This window comes from Streptomyces sp. NPDC027189, assembly GCF_055566975.1.
Window position 1 is genome coordinate 169,454 of record NZ_JBVHRI010000015.1, and the last position, 14,550, is coordinate 184,003.

The 14,550-nt window shown below is 70.9% G+C and carries 14 protein-coding genes and 2 pseudogenes; 8 read left to right on the forward strand and 8 right to left on the reverse strand.

Translation table 11 applies throughout. The annotated features are described in order from the left end of the window. Positions 1-11: 11 nt before the first annotated feature. The 3 genes and pseudogenes from ACZ4RZ_RS31330 to ACZ4RZ_RS31340 form a co-directional block, all read right to left on the reverse strand. Positions 12-701, reverse strand: coding sequence for a YdcF family protein (locus tag ACZ4RZ_RS31330; RefSeq protein ID WP_467749665.1), 690 nt, complete (start codon positions 699-701; stop codon positions 12-14). A gap of 53 nt (positions 702-754) precedes the next feature. After that, positions 755-984 (reverse strand): annotated as a pseudogene (locus tag ACZ4RZ_RS31335) (hypothetical protein); the annotation flags it as partial. 41 nt (positions 985-1,025) lie between these two features. Then, a complete protein-coding gene (locus ACZ4RZ_RS31340) occupies positions 1,026-1,877 on the reverse strand; it encodes a helix-turn-helix transcriptional regulator (RefSeq protein WP_467749667.1) in 852 nt (283 codons plus the stop codon). Between the two features lie 85 nt (positions 1,878-1,962). Here ACZ4RZ_RS31340 and ACZ4RZ_RS31345 point away from each other — a divergent pair, with 85 nt between their 5' ends. Together ACZ4RZ_RS31345 and ACZ4RZ_RS31350 are read left to right on the forward strand one after the other, a co-directional pair. Next, positions 1,963-2,757, forward strand: coding sequence for an SDR family NAD(P)-dependent oxidoreductase (locus ACZ4RZ_RS31345; RefSeq protein WP_467749669.1), 795 nt, complete (start codon positions 1,963-1,965; stop codon positions 2,755-2,757). A gap of 153 nt (positions 2,758-2,910) precedes the next feature. Continuing rightward, complete coding sequence (locus ACZ4RZ_RS31350; RefSeq protein WP_467749671.1) at positions 2,911-3,666, forward strand: SDR family oxidoreductase; 756 nt, start codon at positions 2,911-2,913, stop codon at positions 3,664-3,666. Positions 3,667-4,019: 353 nt separating this feature from the next. On the opposite strand, the gene ACZ4RZ_RS31355 is transcribed toward ACZ4RZ_RS31350, so the two are convergent. Further along, positions 4,020-5,117, reverse strand: a complete 1,098-nt coding sequence (locus tag ACZ4RZ_RS31355; RefSeq protein WP_467749673.1) for a magnesium and cobalt transport protein CorA — start codon at positions 5,115-5,117, stop codon at positions 4,020-4,022. A gap of 202 nt (positions 5,118-5,319) precedes the next feature. On the opposite strand from ACZ4RZ_RS31355, the gene ACZ4RZ_RS31360 reads away from it, so the two are divergent. From ACZ4RZ_RS31360 to ACZ4RZ_RS31375, 4 genes and pseudogenes are all read left to right on the forward strand, one after another. Further along, on the forward strand, positions 5,320-5,856 hold the full coding sequence (locus ACZ4RZ_RS31360; RefSeq protein ID WP_467749675.1) for a universal stress protein: 537 nt from the start codon (positions 5,320-5,322) through the stop codon (positions 5,854-5,856). 165 nt (positions 5,857-6,021) lie between these two features. Next, positions 6,022-6,447: an SAV_915 family protein gene (locus ACZ4RZ_RS31365; RefSeq protein WP_467749677.1), complete on the forward strand. Its 426-nt coding sequence runs from the start codon at positions 6,022-6,024 to the stop codon at positions 6,445-6,447. Between the two features lie 13 nt (positions 6,448-6,460). Continuing rightward, positions 6,461-7,855: a diaminopimelate decarboxylase gene (gene lysA / locus ACZ4RZ_RS31370; RefSeq protein WP_467749679.1), complete on the forward strand. Its 1,395-nt coding sequence runs from the start codon at positions 6,461-6,463 to the stop codon at positions 7,853-7,855. Positions 7,856-7,873: 18 nt separating this feature from the next. Further along, positions 7,874-8,377 (forward strand): annotated as a pseudogene (locus tag ACZ4RZ_RS31375) (potassium-transporting ATPase subunit KdpA); the annotation flags it as partial. Between the two features lie 138 nt (positions 8,378-8,515). Here the strand turns inward: ACZ4RZ_RS31375 and ACZ4RZ_RS31380 are convergent. Continuing rightward, positions 8,516-9,280 (reverse strand): hypothetical protein, encoded by a 765-nt coding sequence (locus ACZ4RZ_RS31380; RefSeq protein WP_467749680.1) that lies wholly within the window; start codon positions 9,278-9,280, stop codon positions 8,516-8,518. A gap of 457 nt (positions 9,281-9,737) precedes the next feature. On the opposite strand from ACZ4RZ_RS31380, the gene ACZ4RZ_RS31385 reads away from it, so the two are divergent. After that, the gene (locus ACZ4RZ_RS31385; protein ID WP_467749682.1) at positions 9,738-10,487 is read left to right on the forward strand and encodes a hypothetical protein; all 750 of its coding nucleotides are present in this window, start codon (positions 9,738-9,740) and stop codon (positions 10,485-10,487) included. Positions 10,488-10,621: 134 nt separating this feature from the next. Continuing rightward, positions 10,622-11,287 carry a class F sortase gene (locus ACZ4RZ_RS31390; RefSeq protein WP_467749683.1) on the forward strand — a complete coding sequence of 222 codons (666 nt, stop codon included), beginning with the start codon at positions 10,622-10,624 and terminating at the stop codon, positions 11,285-11,287. Here ACZ4RZ_RS31390 and ACZ4RZ_RS31395 read toward each other — a convergent pair. The 3 genes from ACZ4RZ_RS31395 to ACZ4RZ_RS31405 all read right to left on the reverse strand — a co-directional run bounded on the left by ACZ4RZ_RS31395 (position 11,280) and on the right by ACZ4RZ_RS31405 (position 14,463). After that, entirely contained in the window at positions 11,280-12,029 is a 750-nt protein-coding gene (locus ACZ4RZ_RS31395) for a polysaccharide deacetylase family protein (RefSeq protein WP_467749685.1), read from the reverse strand. The two genes, ACZ4RZ_RS31390 and ACZ4RZ_RS31395, sit on opposite strands and share 8 nt — an antisense overlap. Beyond that, complete coding sequence (locus ACZ4RZ_RS31400) at positions 12,026-13,540, reverse strand: MGDG synthase family glycosyltransferase (RefSeq protein ID WP_467749686.1); 1,515 nt, start codon at positions 13,538-13,540, stop codon at positions 12,026-12,028. Before ACZ4RZ_RS31400 ends, ACZ4RZ_RS31395 begins: the two co-directional genes overlap by 4 nt. Before the next feature lie 86 nt (positions 13,541-13,626). Further along, positions 13,627-14,463, reverse strand: coding sequence for an undecaprenyl-diphosphate phosphatase (locus tag ACZ4RZ_RS31405; RefSeq protein ID WP_467749688.1), 837 nt, complete (start codon positions 14,461-14,463; stop codon positions 13,627-13,629). Between the last annotated feature and the right edge of the window lie 87 nt (positions 14,464-14,550).

Genomic DNA, 14,550 nt, shown 5'->3' on the forward strand with positions numbered 1-14,550 from the left:
CAGCACCGATTTCACGCTCTGACCAGGCGGCTGTCGAAGCCTGCTCGGACAAGGCGTCGGTAAGCATCACGGACATCGCTGGGTACATCCTGTTCGATGGCGAAGCCAAGCTTCGGGTACTCGATCACCCGCTGCAGGTCGCCGACGAGCATGTCCACGACGAGCTTCCTGTCGCCGATGGACTTGATGTAGTCGTCTAACTCCAGCGGCTCGGAGGCACACACGACGTCCACCTCGGGCCACAGCTTGCGGCAGGTCGCGTACGAGCGGCGCTCCATGTACGGCTTGGAGATCAGCAGCAGCGACTCGACCGTGATGCCGGCCTCGGCCAGCAGCTCGCGGGAGAAGGTGATGTTCTGGCCGGTGTTGGCCGCCTTCGGCTCGACCAGGATCGCCTCTTCCGGTGCACCCAGACCGAGGGCGTGCTCGCGGTAATGGACGGCCTCGCCGCGCGCGAAGCGGGCCCGGGTGGTGCGGCTGTTGCCGCCGCTGAAGACCACGACCGGGAAGAGGCCGGCGCGGAAGAGGTCTACGGCCGTGGTGGCGACGCCGAGGTCGTGGCTGCCCAGGCCGATCGCCGCCGAGCAGGGCCGCTGCTCGTGGCCCATCTGGTGGTAGTTCCAGATCAGCGTCGCGTCGTGGAACTGCTCGTCGGTGATCTGGCGCTGCTCGTGCTGCGGCACTGGCACTCCCTGGCTCATCCCTGCTGGTCCTTTCGGATGCCCTCGATACTGCGCAGCTCGTGGCTCAGTCCCTACTGGCGGGCCATCTGTGCCGCCTGGTCGAGGACGGAGCCCATCCTTCCGGGTCGCCGCATACGACAGAAGGATGCGTACTCGTTGTTGCCCTCTTTGCTCAGCGCCGTACCCACCCAGAGTCGCGCCCTGGCACGGTCGCGAGGGCTCAAGCGCTCGTCCAATGCGAGGAGTTCGTACTGGCAGGCAGAGGATTCCAGCTGGCCGACATCTCCTGGACGACGGCGAGTCGCCCCTGCCGGCGGTGTTCCGCCGTGGCCAGCTGCGGCGCTACCGCAGGTAGTCACTGGCCTCGGCGCCAAGTACGTTCAGAAGTGCCAGCGCATCGGCGCCGGGGGATCCTGGCGGCGCGGTGAAGAGCACGAGGTACTGGTCGCGGTCGGCGAGGGTGAGCGTGTCGCAGTCGACGGTGACCTCGCCGACGGCCGGGTGGTGGAAGGTCTTCGTGAGCATCGGGGCGGCCTGTACATCGTGCCGTTCCCAGAGCCGGGCGAAGTCGGGGCTGGCGTCGCGGAGTTCGTCGACGAGGCCGGTCACCGCGGGATCGGTGGGGTAGCGGGCGACGGTGGCGTGAAGCTGCATCACGACGCTCAGGCGGAAATCGGCGGCGTCGGAGATCCCGTACAGCGTCGCATCGGTGCTCTGCGGCCCGAGGAAGGCCCGGCGTGCGAGGTTGCGGTCCTTGGGGGTGAGCGGGGCGAAGTCCTCCATGAGCGCGGCCGCGAGGTCGTTCCAGGCGAGGACCTCGCATGCGGCGGACATCACGAAGCCGGCCGTCTGAGGCAGCCTCTCCAGGAGCGCGAGGACGCTGGGGCGGACGTCGCGCCGGTGCAGTCCGGTGCGATTCGGCGCGGTGCCCGCGAGGACGTGGAGATGGTCGGACTCGACGTCGGTGAGCCGCAGCGCGCCCGCGATCGCGGCCAGGACGTCGCCCGAGGGGCGTGGCGCCCTGCCCTGCTCGAGCCGGATGTAGTACTCGGTGGAGATGTGCGCGAGGACCGCCACCTCCTCGCGGCGAAGACCTGGTGTGCGGCGTCGCGGGCCGGAGGGGAGGCCGACGTCCTGCGGGCGGAGCCGCTCGCGGCGGCTGCGGAGGAACGCCCCGAGTTCCTGTTTGTCCATACGCCCAGTGTGCGCGCGGCGCGGCGGCGGATCCTGGTACAGCCTGTGCCTGTATCCGGCCGGCAGTCGGCCGGACGCTGTTGCCATGACGAACAACACGCACACCACCGACAGCGCACCCATCGGCCTGCTCACCGGCAAGGTCATCTTCATCACCGGCGCCAGCCGCGGCATCGGGGCGGCCGCGGCCCGGCTCTTCGCCTCCGAGGGCGCCGCCGTCGTGCTCGCCGCCCGCAGCACCGACGCCCTCGACCGCATCGTGAAGGAGATCCGCGCCGACGGCCACGTCGCCGACGCCGTCACCCTCGACCTCGCAGACCCCGCGAGCATCCGCGCGGCGGTCGACCGCGTCGAGGAACTGCACGGACGCCTCGACGGTGCTTTCAACAACGGTGCGATTGTCCAGCAGCAGCCCGGCCCGCTCGACACCACGATCGACGCGGACATCGACGCGCAGTTCGCGGTGAACTTCCGCTCGCACTGGACCGCCATGACCGCCGAGGCCGCGCTCATGCGGCAGAACGGCGGCGGGGCGATCGTCAACACCTCCAGCATCGGCAGCCGCCGCGCGGTACCGCCGCTGCCCGCGTACGGCGCCATGAAGCGCGCGCTCAACAGTCTCACCGAGACCGCTGCGGTGACCTGGGCCCCGGAGGGCATCCGGGTGAATGGCATCACTCCCGGCGGCACGGCCACGGAGATGATGGAGGAGTGGGAGGCGGCGACTCCCGGCATCATCGCGGCCAGTACCGCGGGGACACCGCTCGGCCGCATGGCCGAGCCCCGCGAGGTCGCCGAGGCGGCCGCGTGGCTGCTCAGCGACCGCGCCTCGTTCGTGACCGGCGCGATCGTTCCGGTCGACGGCGGCGCCGGCGCCTGAAAGAGAGCGGCCCGGACCCCGGGCCGCTCCCTCACCGGCACAACATCTGAACGGCGGCAGTACTGCGATCACCGGCGATGCGTCCGGTATCGGTCCCGGACCCGCACGCAAGCCGCGGGACGCCGAAAAGAGAGGAACAAAGGGGAATCAGTCATGACGGATCTCACGGGCAAGGTAGCCGTCGTCACCGGCGCCAGCCGGGGTATCGGGCAGGCGGTCGCGATCCGCCTGGGCCGGCTCGGCGCAAGCGTCGTGGTCAACTATGCGCGGGGCGCAGCAGGCGCCGCCGCAACGGTCGCGGCGATCGAAGACGCGGGTTCGCAGGCCATCGCCGTCCAAGCGGACGTGTCGAAGCCGGACGAGATCGAGGCTCTCCTCGACACGGCGCGCAGCCGGTTCGGCCAGCTTGACATCGTCGTGGCGAACGCCGGCCTCGACGAGGGCCTCGGCCCGGTGCTGGACGTCACCGAAGCCGAATACGACCGCATCTTCAACGTCAACGCCAAAGGCGCGTTCTTCACGCTGCAGAAGGCAGGAGCCATGGTCGACAGCGGCGGCTCGATCGTCTACATCGGATCCAGTTCCACGCTCCGCCCGACGGCCGGCTTCGGCCTCTACACGTCGAGCAAGCTGCCGGCGAGCTTCCTGGTCGGCGTGCTCGCCCAGGAAATCGGCGAACGAGGGGTCACGGTCAACGCAGTCGTGCCGACCGCGACAGACGGCGCAGGCTACTTCACCGAAAGCAAGGCCGACGACCCGCTCCGTCGGCTCGTGCAGAACGCCAGCCCCCTCGGCTCACGCATGGGAACGGTCGATGACGTCGCGGACGCAGTCGAGTTCTTCACTGGCAAGCTGGCCCGCTGGATCAGCGGGCAGCAGCTGCTCGTCAGCGGCGGCGCGCTGAGCTGATCACGCGCCCAGGCCCTTCCTGGGAGTCATCTGCGGCCAAGCCGCGTTCAAGACGGCGATCGGGGTGTCGGCCAGTAGAGCGACCTGCGCCCTCGTCAGGGGAGTCGGAGGGCACATCCAGGGCACATGAGCCTGGGAAACGGCGTTGACCCGTGAGAACTACGGAGATGAGTTTCCCCAGGTCAACGCACATTTCACCGAGAAATCCCAGGTCAGCGCCCCGCCCCTCCCATTCGCTGCACGAATGGCAGGATTTCAGCCATCGTTTGCATGAGGCGGGGCATCAGCCGTATTGCCTTGTGTGGCCGTGAGCCCTTGCGCGGCCGTGCGCCGCAACTGGCGTGTGCGGGCGTTCACAGCCACCCCTTGCGTTTGAAGCCGCGGTGGATGACGAAGCAGGCGGTGGCGATGACGGTGAGGGCGAGCGGGTAGCCGTAGCGCCAGTGGAGTTCGGGCATGTGGTCGAAGTTCATGCCGTAGACGCCGCAGACCATGGTCGGTACGGCGATGATCGCGGCCCAGGCGGTGATCTTGCGCATGTCCTCGTTCTGGGCGACGGTCACCTGGGCGAGGTGGGCCTGGAGGATGGAGTCGAGCAGGGCGTCGAAGGCGTTGAGCTGCTCGGTGACACGGGCCAGGTTGCCGGCGACATCGCGGAAGTACGCCTGTATTTCGGGGGCGATCGTGCGCATCGGCTCTGTGGCCAGGAGATGCAGGGGGCGGCTCAAGGGAGCCGCTGCCCGCTTGAGTTCCAGGAGTTCTCGCTTGAGCTGGTAGATGCGGCCCGCGTCCGCGCTTCGGGGGCTGCGCGGTGAGAAGACGTCCGTCTCCACCTGGTCGAGGTCGTTCTGGACGGCGTCGGTGACAGTCAGGTAGTCGTCGACGACATGGTCGGCGATGGCGTGCAGCACCGCGGCCGGGCCCTTGGCGAGCTGGTGCGGGTCGGCTTCGAGGTCCTCGCGCAGCGGGCCGAGGGAGCCATGGCGTCCGTGCCGTACGGTCACCACGAAGTCGGGTCCGGCGAAGACCATGATCTCGCCGGTGTCGACGACCTCGCTGGTCGCGGTGAGTTCGGCGTGCTCGAGGTAGGTCACCGTCTTGAAAACGGCGAACAGGACGTCGCCGTACTGCTCGACCTTGGGGCGCTGGTGGGCGTGGACCGCGTCCTCGACGGCGATCGGGTGCAGGCCGAACAGTTCGGCGACCCGCGCGAACTCCGACTCGGTGGGTTGGTGGAGACCCAGCCAGACAAAGCCGTGACCGCCGCGCGTGCGGACGCGGGCGACGGATTCCTCGACGCTGGGGGCGGCTTCCTGGCGCTTGCCGTCGCGATAGATGACGCAGTTGACCACCGTGGAGCCGAGCGGGGAGCGGGCCGGATGGCTGAGGTCCACGCGGCGTCCCCGCGTCGCCAGACGGGCGACTCTGCGCAGGTTGTCGACCATCGACATGCGTACTCCTTCGGCGGGTGCGGCCAGTCAGTGTGCCAGGACGAAGTAAGCGGGATGTCAGAGCCGGCGCCTGCGGCGTCAGGGGTGCGTCATGAACCGGGCCTGCGGCGTCAGACAAGCGCCAACGCCCCGGCCCGCTCCCTCCCCCGGCACCTTCCATGAGAGACGGATGTCTGTTTGGGCGTACGCCAAGGGGTGACTGATGGGTGAGAGTGAGCGGCTGCGCGTCGTTGCCGGGGTGAGTGGGTCGCTGGGAAGTCTGGCGGCGCTGCACCGGGCCGCGTACGAGGCCCGTCGTGCCGGTGCCGAGCTGCTGGTCGTGCTCGCCTGGCAGCCGCCCGGCGGTGACACCGCCCACGGGCGCGCGGCGTACCCGTCTCCGCTCGTCGACTTCCGGCGGGAGGCGGGCGAGCGGCTGCTCACCGCGCTGCGCACGGCCTTCGGCGAAGCCGGGCCCGGGGTTCCGTTCCAGGGCCTGGTCGTACGGGGCTCGACGGGGCGTGCCCTGGTGGAGACCGCCGACCGGGCCGACGACCTCCTGGTGATCGGCGCGGGGTGTCGCGGCCGGGTGCACCGCGCCCTGTTCCCTTCCGTCAGCCGGTACTGCGTCGCGCACGCCACCTGTCCGGTGCTGGCCGTGCCGCCCTCGCCCCTGCAGCGCGAGCTCGCCACCGTGCACCGCCGCATCGGCCTGCGGCTGCCGCTCGACGCGCGGGAGCTGACGGACGGCAGGTCGTGACTCGGGTCGTGACCGCCCCGTCAGCGTCGCGTTACGGGTACGGGGCTTCCCGTCAAGTATTCGTCAGCGGGGCGCTCCGTTTCCGGACAGGCGGGCAAAGCTTTCACCGAAGCGCCCAGCCGAATCGATCGGCGGCGCACACAGCCTTCTTCGAGGAGCAGCACGATGTCTGCAGTCGAACATTGCGAGGACCCCGAGCCTTCTGAACCCGTCCCGGCCGGACGTCCCGGACTTCTCTTCGTCCCTGTCCGGTCGGGGCCCGCGGGCTGCACGGCCCGGTTCTTCCGCACCCCCCTGGGCGGCCGTACGGCCGTCGGATTCACATCGGCGGCGAAGCTCACCGCCACTCTGGGCACGGACCAGGCCTGCATCAGGCTCTCCGAACCCGCGCTGCGCGCGCTCGCCGCGCCTCTGGGCGTCACGGCCCTCACCGTCGACCCGCCGCTCTCGGCCCCCGCGGCCGACCGCACCGCGGCAGCGGTCCGTGAACGCGAGAACTCCTGGCGCCGCTGGCATCCCCAGCACGTCGGCGCCCTGCGCGTGACCAGCGCCGCCGCTGTCGTCGCGTGTCTGAACCTGCTGATCGGCTGAGGAGGCGCCCGCAATGACCGTTTCCCTTCCCTCGTCCCTGCCCTCGGATCCCGAGGCGCTGTCCCGCCTCCTCGGCGACAAGGACAGCGACAGTGGCAGTGACCGCGACACCGACGGCCTCTCCGTCTGGCCCCGCTCCGCTCGCCCCGAGGCCGACGGCGACGTCTCCGTCGGCGGGGTCTCCCTCGCCGAGGCGGCCGACCGCTTCGGCACCCCCGTCTACATCCTCGACGAGCAGGAGGTCCGGGAGCGCTGCCGTACGTACCGCACGGCGTTCCCCGAAGCCGACATCGTCTACGCCGCCAAGGCGTTCCTGTGCCGCGCGATGGCGCACTGGGTTCAGGAGGAGGGGCTGGGGCTGGACGTCTGCTCGGCCGGTGAGCTCGCGCTCGCCGTCACCACCGGCTTCCCGCCGGAGAAGATCGTGATGCACGGCAACGCCAAGAGCCCCGAGGACCTGCGCACCGCGCTGCGGCTCGGTGTCGGACGCATCGTCGTGGACAGCACCTCGGAGATCGCACGCCTTGCCGCGCTCACCCCGACGGACACCCGCCAGAAGGTCATGGTGCGGGTGGTGCCCGGCATCGCGGCCGGCGGGCACGCCAAGGTGCGCACCGGCACGGACGACCAGAAGTTCGGCCTGTCGATCATCGACGGGTCCGCGCAGCACGCCGTCACCCGGATACTCGATCAGCCGCACCTCGAACTCGTCGGCCTGCACTGCCACATCGGCTCACAGATCGCCACCGTCAAGCCGTACGTCGCCGCGGTGCGCCGACTGGTCGGGCTGCTGGCCCGCATCCGCGACCAGCACGGCGTGGCCCTCCCCCAGCTGAACATCGGCGGCGGCCACGCCATCGCCTACCGGCCCGGCGAGGAGAGCATGAACGTCTCCGTCCTGGCCGGCCGGGTCCGCGCCGAACTGGAGGACGGCTGCGCACAGGCCGAGCTGCCCGTGCCGCGGCTCACCCTGGAGCCGGGCCGGGCGGTCGTCGGACCCGCCGGAGTCGCCGTCTACCGGGTCCTCTCCGTCAAGCGCACAGGGGAGCACACCTTCGTCGCCGTAGACGGCGGCATGAGCGACAACCCCAGGCCCGCGCTGTACGGGGTGCGGTACGCGCCCCGGCTCATCGGCCGCCCCTCCTCCGCGCCGCCCCGCCTCGTCACCGTCGTCGGCCGGCACTGCGAGGCGGGCGACATCCTCGCGGACGAGGTGGCACTCCCGGGCGACGTACGCCCCGGCGATCTCCTCGCCGTCCCGGCCGCCGGCGCCTATCACCTGTCCATGGCCTCCGGTTACAACCTCGTAGGCCGGCCGCCCGTCGTCGCGGCGGCCGACGGCATCGCCCGCGTCCTCGTACGCCGTGAATCGCTGGACGACATGAGCCGCCGGGACGTCGGGCTGTAGCGCCGAGTCTCCTCATCGATCGAGAACCCGAGCGCCTGGACCAACGCCTTCGAGATCGTGCTGATGCTGCTCATCCCCGCGGCCTGTATCCGCATGTTCGGCCGGATGATCGGCAGCCTGAAGCAGAGCTGGACCCTGCTCACGGTCGTCGGCATCCTCTTCGGCCTGCTCCTCGCCGCGGGCACGCTCGCGCAGAGCGCCCACACCGGCACGGTCACCCAGGCGGTCGGCGGACAGTACGAAGGCACCGAGACCCGCTTCGGCATCCCCGGCTCGACGTTCTTCGGCGTCGGTGCCACGGGCTCGGCCGACGGCGCGGCCAACTCCTCGTACGACAGCTTCTCCAGCCTCGGCGGCGGTGTGCTCCTCGCCGCGATGATGCTCGGCGAGATCGCCCCCGGCGGCACCGGCAGCGGGCTCTACGGTCTGATCATGGTGGTCCTCATCGCCGTCTTCATCGGCGGCCTGATGGTCGGCCGGACGCCCGAATACCTGCGCAAGCGGATCGGATACGCGGAGATGCGCTGGGCGTCAACTTCGTGGTCCTGGCCACGGCCGCGGCCGTCATCCTGGCGCTGCTCAACTTCCTTCCGGCGCTGTCCCTCGGCACGATCGCCGACGGACTCCTGTAACCCCGTACCGGCTGAGCCCCCCGGCCCGTCACAGGCTCAGCCGGTACGGCACCACGCACACGACGACATCGGTACGGGCCCTCAGCGCGGCCGCCAGCAGGAGGCCGCGCTGATTCTGCAGGATCTGGTAGCGGCGGTGGAGGGGCTCGACCTCCGGGATGAGAACGGCGATCTGCCGTCCCCCCTCCGCCGCCCGCCGGACGTAGTCGACGATCGGCTGGACGAGCGAGCGCTGGGGGCTGTCGATGATGTCCAGCCGTACGCCCGGGTCCCAGCGCTCCCAGCTCACCTCCAGGGCACGCGCCTTGGCGGGATTCCCGTGCACGGCGACCGCGACGACCTCGTGGCCGAGGGCGCGGGCCGCCGTCAGCGCGAGCTGGGTGAGCTTGCTGACCTCGCCGACCGGCACGATGACCAGGGAGTCGGTGACGCGCGGCGGGGGCGGGATCTCGCCGAGCGCGAGTTCCAGACCGACGGCCGTGTAGTACCGCTGGACGCGGGCGAACAGCAGCATCAGCAGGGGGATCGCGACCACGACCACCCAGGCTCCTTCCAAGAACTTGGTGGTCAGCAGGACCACGCCCGCCACGGTGGTCAGCACCGCGCCGAACCCGTTGAGCACCGCGCGCCGCAGCCAGCCGGGCGGGCGCTGTGCGGCCCAGTGCCGCACGAGCCCGATCTGGCTGATGCTGAAGCCGATGAACACGCCGATCGCGAACAGCGGGATCATGCGATGCGTGTCGGCGTTCACGGCGATCAGCAGCAGCGCCGCGAGCAGAGCCAGGGCCACCACTCCCCAGCGGTACACCGGGACCTCGCGGTGCAGGGGGCAGCGGGAAGGGCCGTGCGAGGCCAGTGTGACCGGCCCCCTGCGGTGCGGGGCGTCAAGGACGCGCCAAGGTCGGCCTCCCTTCGGAAAAGTGCCACTCTCCCTGCGACTTCCCCTGCTCCAACCGGTCCTGACGCCTCCTCGTGTGCGCAGTCGTGTTGCGACCGATCGGGTTATACGTACGGCGCGCCGCGCGCCATAACGCCGCTGCTGAGCTAATGCGAAACGCCAGGTCAGAAGTGATCCCTCCGGCCCCGGAGCGGGCAGCGGGACGCCCGTGCGCGTGATCTGGGGGGTGCGCCAGGTGAGCGGCTCGAGTGGTGGGCGCGGCAGGACGGCCTGACGGTGGATCACGTCGGGGCCTGGTTTTCTCACGCTGACGCGGTGTCAGCAGCCCGGCTGCGACGGAAGGACACCGACGATGCGATCTGCCCGCATGCTCCTCGCTACCGCGACGGCCACGGCCGCTCTGGCGATCGGTGCCCCAGGCGCCTACGCCGCCGCGGGTGACTGGGACAGCAGCGATGACTCTTCGTACAGCAAGGAGCACGACAAGGACAGCAGCGATGACTCTTCCTACAGCAAGGAGCACGACAAGGACAGCAGCCACGACAAGCCGAGCGGTGGGATGCACACGGGCGGCGGTGCGCTGACCACGGTGCGCAGCGACGACTGGAGCAAAGGGGACGACGAGAATAAGGACGACTCCGGCTCCGGCCACGGCAAGGACGACTCCGGCTCCGGCCACGACAGCGGCTCCTCGGGCTACGACGATGACTCCTCGGGCTACGACGATGACTCCTCGGGCTACGGCGAGGACTCGGACCACGACAAGCCCAAGGGCGGCGTGCACACCGGCGGCGGCGCGCTGGCTCTCCTCAGGAGCGACGACGGGAGCAAGGACGACGGGGACAAGAGGTTCGACCCGGAGACCTACAAGAACAAGGACTCCGGCTCCGGCTCCGACTACGGCAAGGACGACTCGTACGGGGACGACTCGTACGGGGACGACTCGGACTCCGACCGCGACAAGCCCAAGGGCGGCATGCACACCGGTGGCGGTGCGCTCGCCTCGACGGGTGTCACGGCCGGCGGGCTGGCGGTCCTGGGGGTCGCCGGCGCTGGTGCGTACCTGCTGCGCCGTAAGAGTGCGGGGGGCGGTGTGTCCTGACGAATGTCTGACGACATAGGTGACATAGACGTCATAACAGCCTGGGCCGCCGTCCGTGCACCTCGCGGCGGCCCGGCTGGCTCGCTTCGTGCCGTATCCGATCCGCTGCCGTGATCCCAGTGAGGTGGTGCCCGATGGCAGCCCGGTTGTCCTCCCTCGTCGAGCCCGAACCCGTGCCGCCCAAGCGGGGCTTCTGCCGCGCGCTGACCTGGATCGTGTGGTCGGTCCTGCTCCTGGCCGTCGCACTGAACCTGTTCGGCGGCCCCGGCAAACCCTCCGACGATTCCTCCACGCCCCGCGGCTCGGCGGCGCACGCACAGTCGGCCATGGGGTCGAGCGGAAGGCATCTGCCACGCTCCACGCCGACGCGGCTGCTCATCCCGAAGATCTCCGTGGACGCCCCCTTCACCACCCTCTCCATCGACTCCGAGGGCAAGCTCAACCCCCCGCCCGCCGACGACACGAACCTGGTCGGCTGGTACGCGGACGGCGCGTCCCCGGGAGAGGCGGGAGCCTCGATCATCGCCGGGCACATCGACACGGCCACGTCCGCCGCCGTGTTCGCGGGCCTCAGCGAGCTGGAGGAGGGGGACAAGTTCAAGGTCAAGAGGGCCGACGGGCGCACGGCCTCGTTCGTGGTGGACAGTGTCGAGACCTTCGAGAAGGACGACTTCCCCGACAAGCGCGTGTACGCCGACACCCCCGACGCCGAGGTCCGGCTGATCACCTGCGCCGGCGACTACGACCACAGCGCGAAGGACTACACCGAGAACCTGGTGGTCTTCGCCCACCTCATGTGACCGGCCCCGGGATGCCGTGTTCGCGCAGGGGGCCGATCCGCCAGCCGTGGGTCTCGCAGGTGTCGAGGATGCGGGGCAGGGCGGCGAGGGTGGTGCGCCAGGAGCCGGGGGCGGAGGTGCAGTCGGAGTCGTGCAGCAGGACGGTGCCGCCGCCGGACAGGTCGCGGGTGACGGTGCGGTGGACCGAGTCCGGTGTGGCCCGTCTGCGCCAGTCCTCGCCCCAGGCCGTCCACAGGACGGGGGCCAACCCGAGACGGCGGCAGGCGAGATGGGCGGCGGTGTTCATCACCCCGTACGGGGGCCGGAAGAGGGTGGGTGCCCGGCCCGTGACTTCGGTGACCGCGTCACGGGCGCGGGCGATGTCGTCGTACGTGGTTCGGGGGCCGCGCAGCAGCAGCGGGCGGTGGTACCAGCCGTGGATGCCGATCTCGTGCCCCTCTTCCGCCAACTCCTTGGCCAGGCCCGGTGCGCGGTCCAGCATCGAGCCGAGCAGGAAGAAGGTGGCGCGGATGTCGCGGGCGTCCAGCAGCCGCAGGAAGTGCGGGGTGGACAGCGGGTCGGGGCCGTCGTCGAAGGTGAGGGCGATGTGATCGGGGTGGCCGCGTCCGGCGAGGCGGGGCATGGCCCGGTTACGGAGGGGGCCGAAGGTGGAGATCACCGGTGCGGCATGGGCGACGGCGAGCGCGGGCAGGGTTCGCGCCCCGGCCCACCGCGCGGCGCGCACGAGCTGGTCCGCCCTCATCGGTCGTCGTCCTCCAAGTAGTGGGTGAGCGCCCCGAGGTGGTGGCCGGGGGCTTCGCCGTAGGCGTCGGCGAGCGGTGCGCCGATGCCCAGCGAGACGGTGGCCGCCACGGCGGCGAGCATGAGGGTCATCCGGCGCCGGTTCCGTCGGGGCGACGCGGTGAGCCGGGCGGCCGCCGTTTCGCCGAACACCGGCGCCGCGGACGGCACGCCGTCGGGGAGCGTCGGCATCGCACGCCGTGCGACGGCCGGAAGGGCGAGCGCCTCGGATGGTACGGCGGCCGGAAGACCCGGCGCCTCCGACGGCACGGCGCGCCCCTGCGCGCCCGGAGGTGTGGGACGTACGACGGGCAGCGGACGTCCGGCCACGGCGGCGACCGTCTGCGCGGGGCCGGACGCGGCGTTGGTGTAGAGGGCGAGGCCAGCCACGCGCTGGGCGTGGCGGCGGGGGCCGTGCAGGAGTTCCGTCAGGGTCGGTGACAGGCGGTGCGGTTCGCGGATCCAGGGGGCCAGGCCCGCCTCCTCCAGGGCGGCGGCGTTGGTCTGGCCGTGGCCGGGGATGCAGCGGTAGCTGACGACCGGGAGCCCGCTGGCGAGCGCCTCCAGGGAGGTGAGCCCGCCGGCGTTCTGGACGAGGACGTCGCAGGCGTGCATCAGGCCGGGCATGTCGTCGACCCACTCGTGGACGTGGGTGATGCCGTCCGCGCGAAGCCCTTCGGCGAGCGCGTGATTGCGTCCGCACACCACGACGGGCAGCGCGACACCGGTGTCGCGGATCTCGGCGGCGGCCTCCCGCACCGGGCCGACTCCCCACGAACCGGCGACGAGCAGCGCCAGCGGCGCGTCCTCGGGCAGGCCGAAACGGGCTCGGGCGGCGCGCCGGTCGTCCTCGGTGGCGGGGCGGAAGCGCGGGTCGGTCATGGGGCCGGTCACGGTGACGCCCGCGGCGCCCTGCTCGTGCGCCTGGGCGGCGGGTATCGCGTGCGCGGCGAGGTGGGCGTCGATGCCGGGCGCGACCCACAGGGAGTGGACGGAGAAGTCGGTGAGATAGGTCAGAGCCGGTATCGCGAGCCGGCCGCGCAGCCGCAGGGCGCCCAGGACCTGGCTGGCTCCGGGATACGTCGATACGACCGCGCAGGTGTCGGGGGTGACGGTGGCCAGGGTGCGGCGTTCGGCACCGCGCAGCAGGGCCCGTACGGCGAGGCTGGGACGCCGGTCGTGCTCGGTGGCGGCGTAGATGCGCTGGTAGCCCGCGGGGGCCCAGGTCAGCAGCCGGTGGTAGCCGTCGCAGAGCAGCTTGCCGATGCCCGCGGGCAGCAGGTCGAGGAAGTCGTGCCGGTCGACGTGGAAGCCCGCTGCCGTGAGGTGGCGGGTGAGTTCGGTCGCCGCGCCGTCGTGCCCGGCCCCCATGCTCGCGGATATGACGGCGATCCGCCGCGGCCCCGGGCCGCCGAGGCCCACGACGGACGGGGCCCCCGCCGGTCCGTCCGCCGGATTGTCGAGGTACGGCACAGCAGATCAGCCTCCAGAGTGGTGCGGGCACGACGGGGGGACTCCGGCTCCCGTACGACGGGGACCGGCGCCTGCAAGGGCCTGGCTCAGGCGGTGAGTGCTCCGGTGCCCAGCAGCGCGAGGAGCAGCGTGCCGACGGCGATCCGGTAGATGACAAAGGCGTTGAAGGAGTGGCGGGCGACGAACTTCAGCAGCCAGGCGATGGACGCGTACGCCACCACGAAGGAGACGGCCGTGCCCACGACGAGCGGCGCGGCGCCGACGCCGGTGCCGACGGCGTCCTTCAGCTCGTACAGACCGGCGCCGGTCAGGGCGGGGATGCCGAGGAAGAAGGAGAGCCGGGTGGCGGCCACCCGGTCCAGGTCCAGGATGAGCGCCGTCGACATGGTGGCCCCGGAGCGGGAGAAGCCGGGGAAGAGCAGGGCCAGGATCTGTGAACAGCCGACCAACATCGCGTCCTTGAGGGTGGTGTCGTCCTCACCCCGCTTGTGCCGCCCCATTTGGTCCGCCGCCCACATCACGCCGCTGCCGACGATCAGCGAGGCCGCGACCACCCACAGCGAGCCGAGCGGCCCCTCGATGAGCTTCTTCGCCGCCAGGCCCACGATCACGATCGGGATGGTCGCGTAGATGACCCACCAGGCGAACTTGTAGTCGTGGTGCTGCCGTTCCTCCCGGTTGCGCAGTCCGCGCCCCCAGGCGGAGACGATCCGCACGATGTCCTTGAAGAAGTAGACGAGCACGGCGGCGATCGCGCCGACCTGGATGACCGCGGAGAACCCGACGACGGCGTTGTCGTCGACGGGAATCCCCATCAGCCCTTCGGTGATCTTGAGATGGCCGGTGGAGGAAACGGGGAGGAACTCCGTCACTCCCTCGACGACTCCGAGGACGGCTGCCTGACCGATGCTGATAGCGCTCATGGGATCCATCTCTGCGGTGAACAGGGCCGGTACGGCAGGGGGCGGTGACGGGGGCACCGGCGCATGGCACACTCGGACCACGGCAGC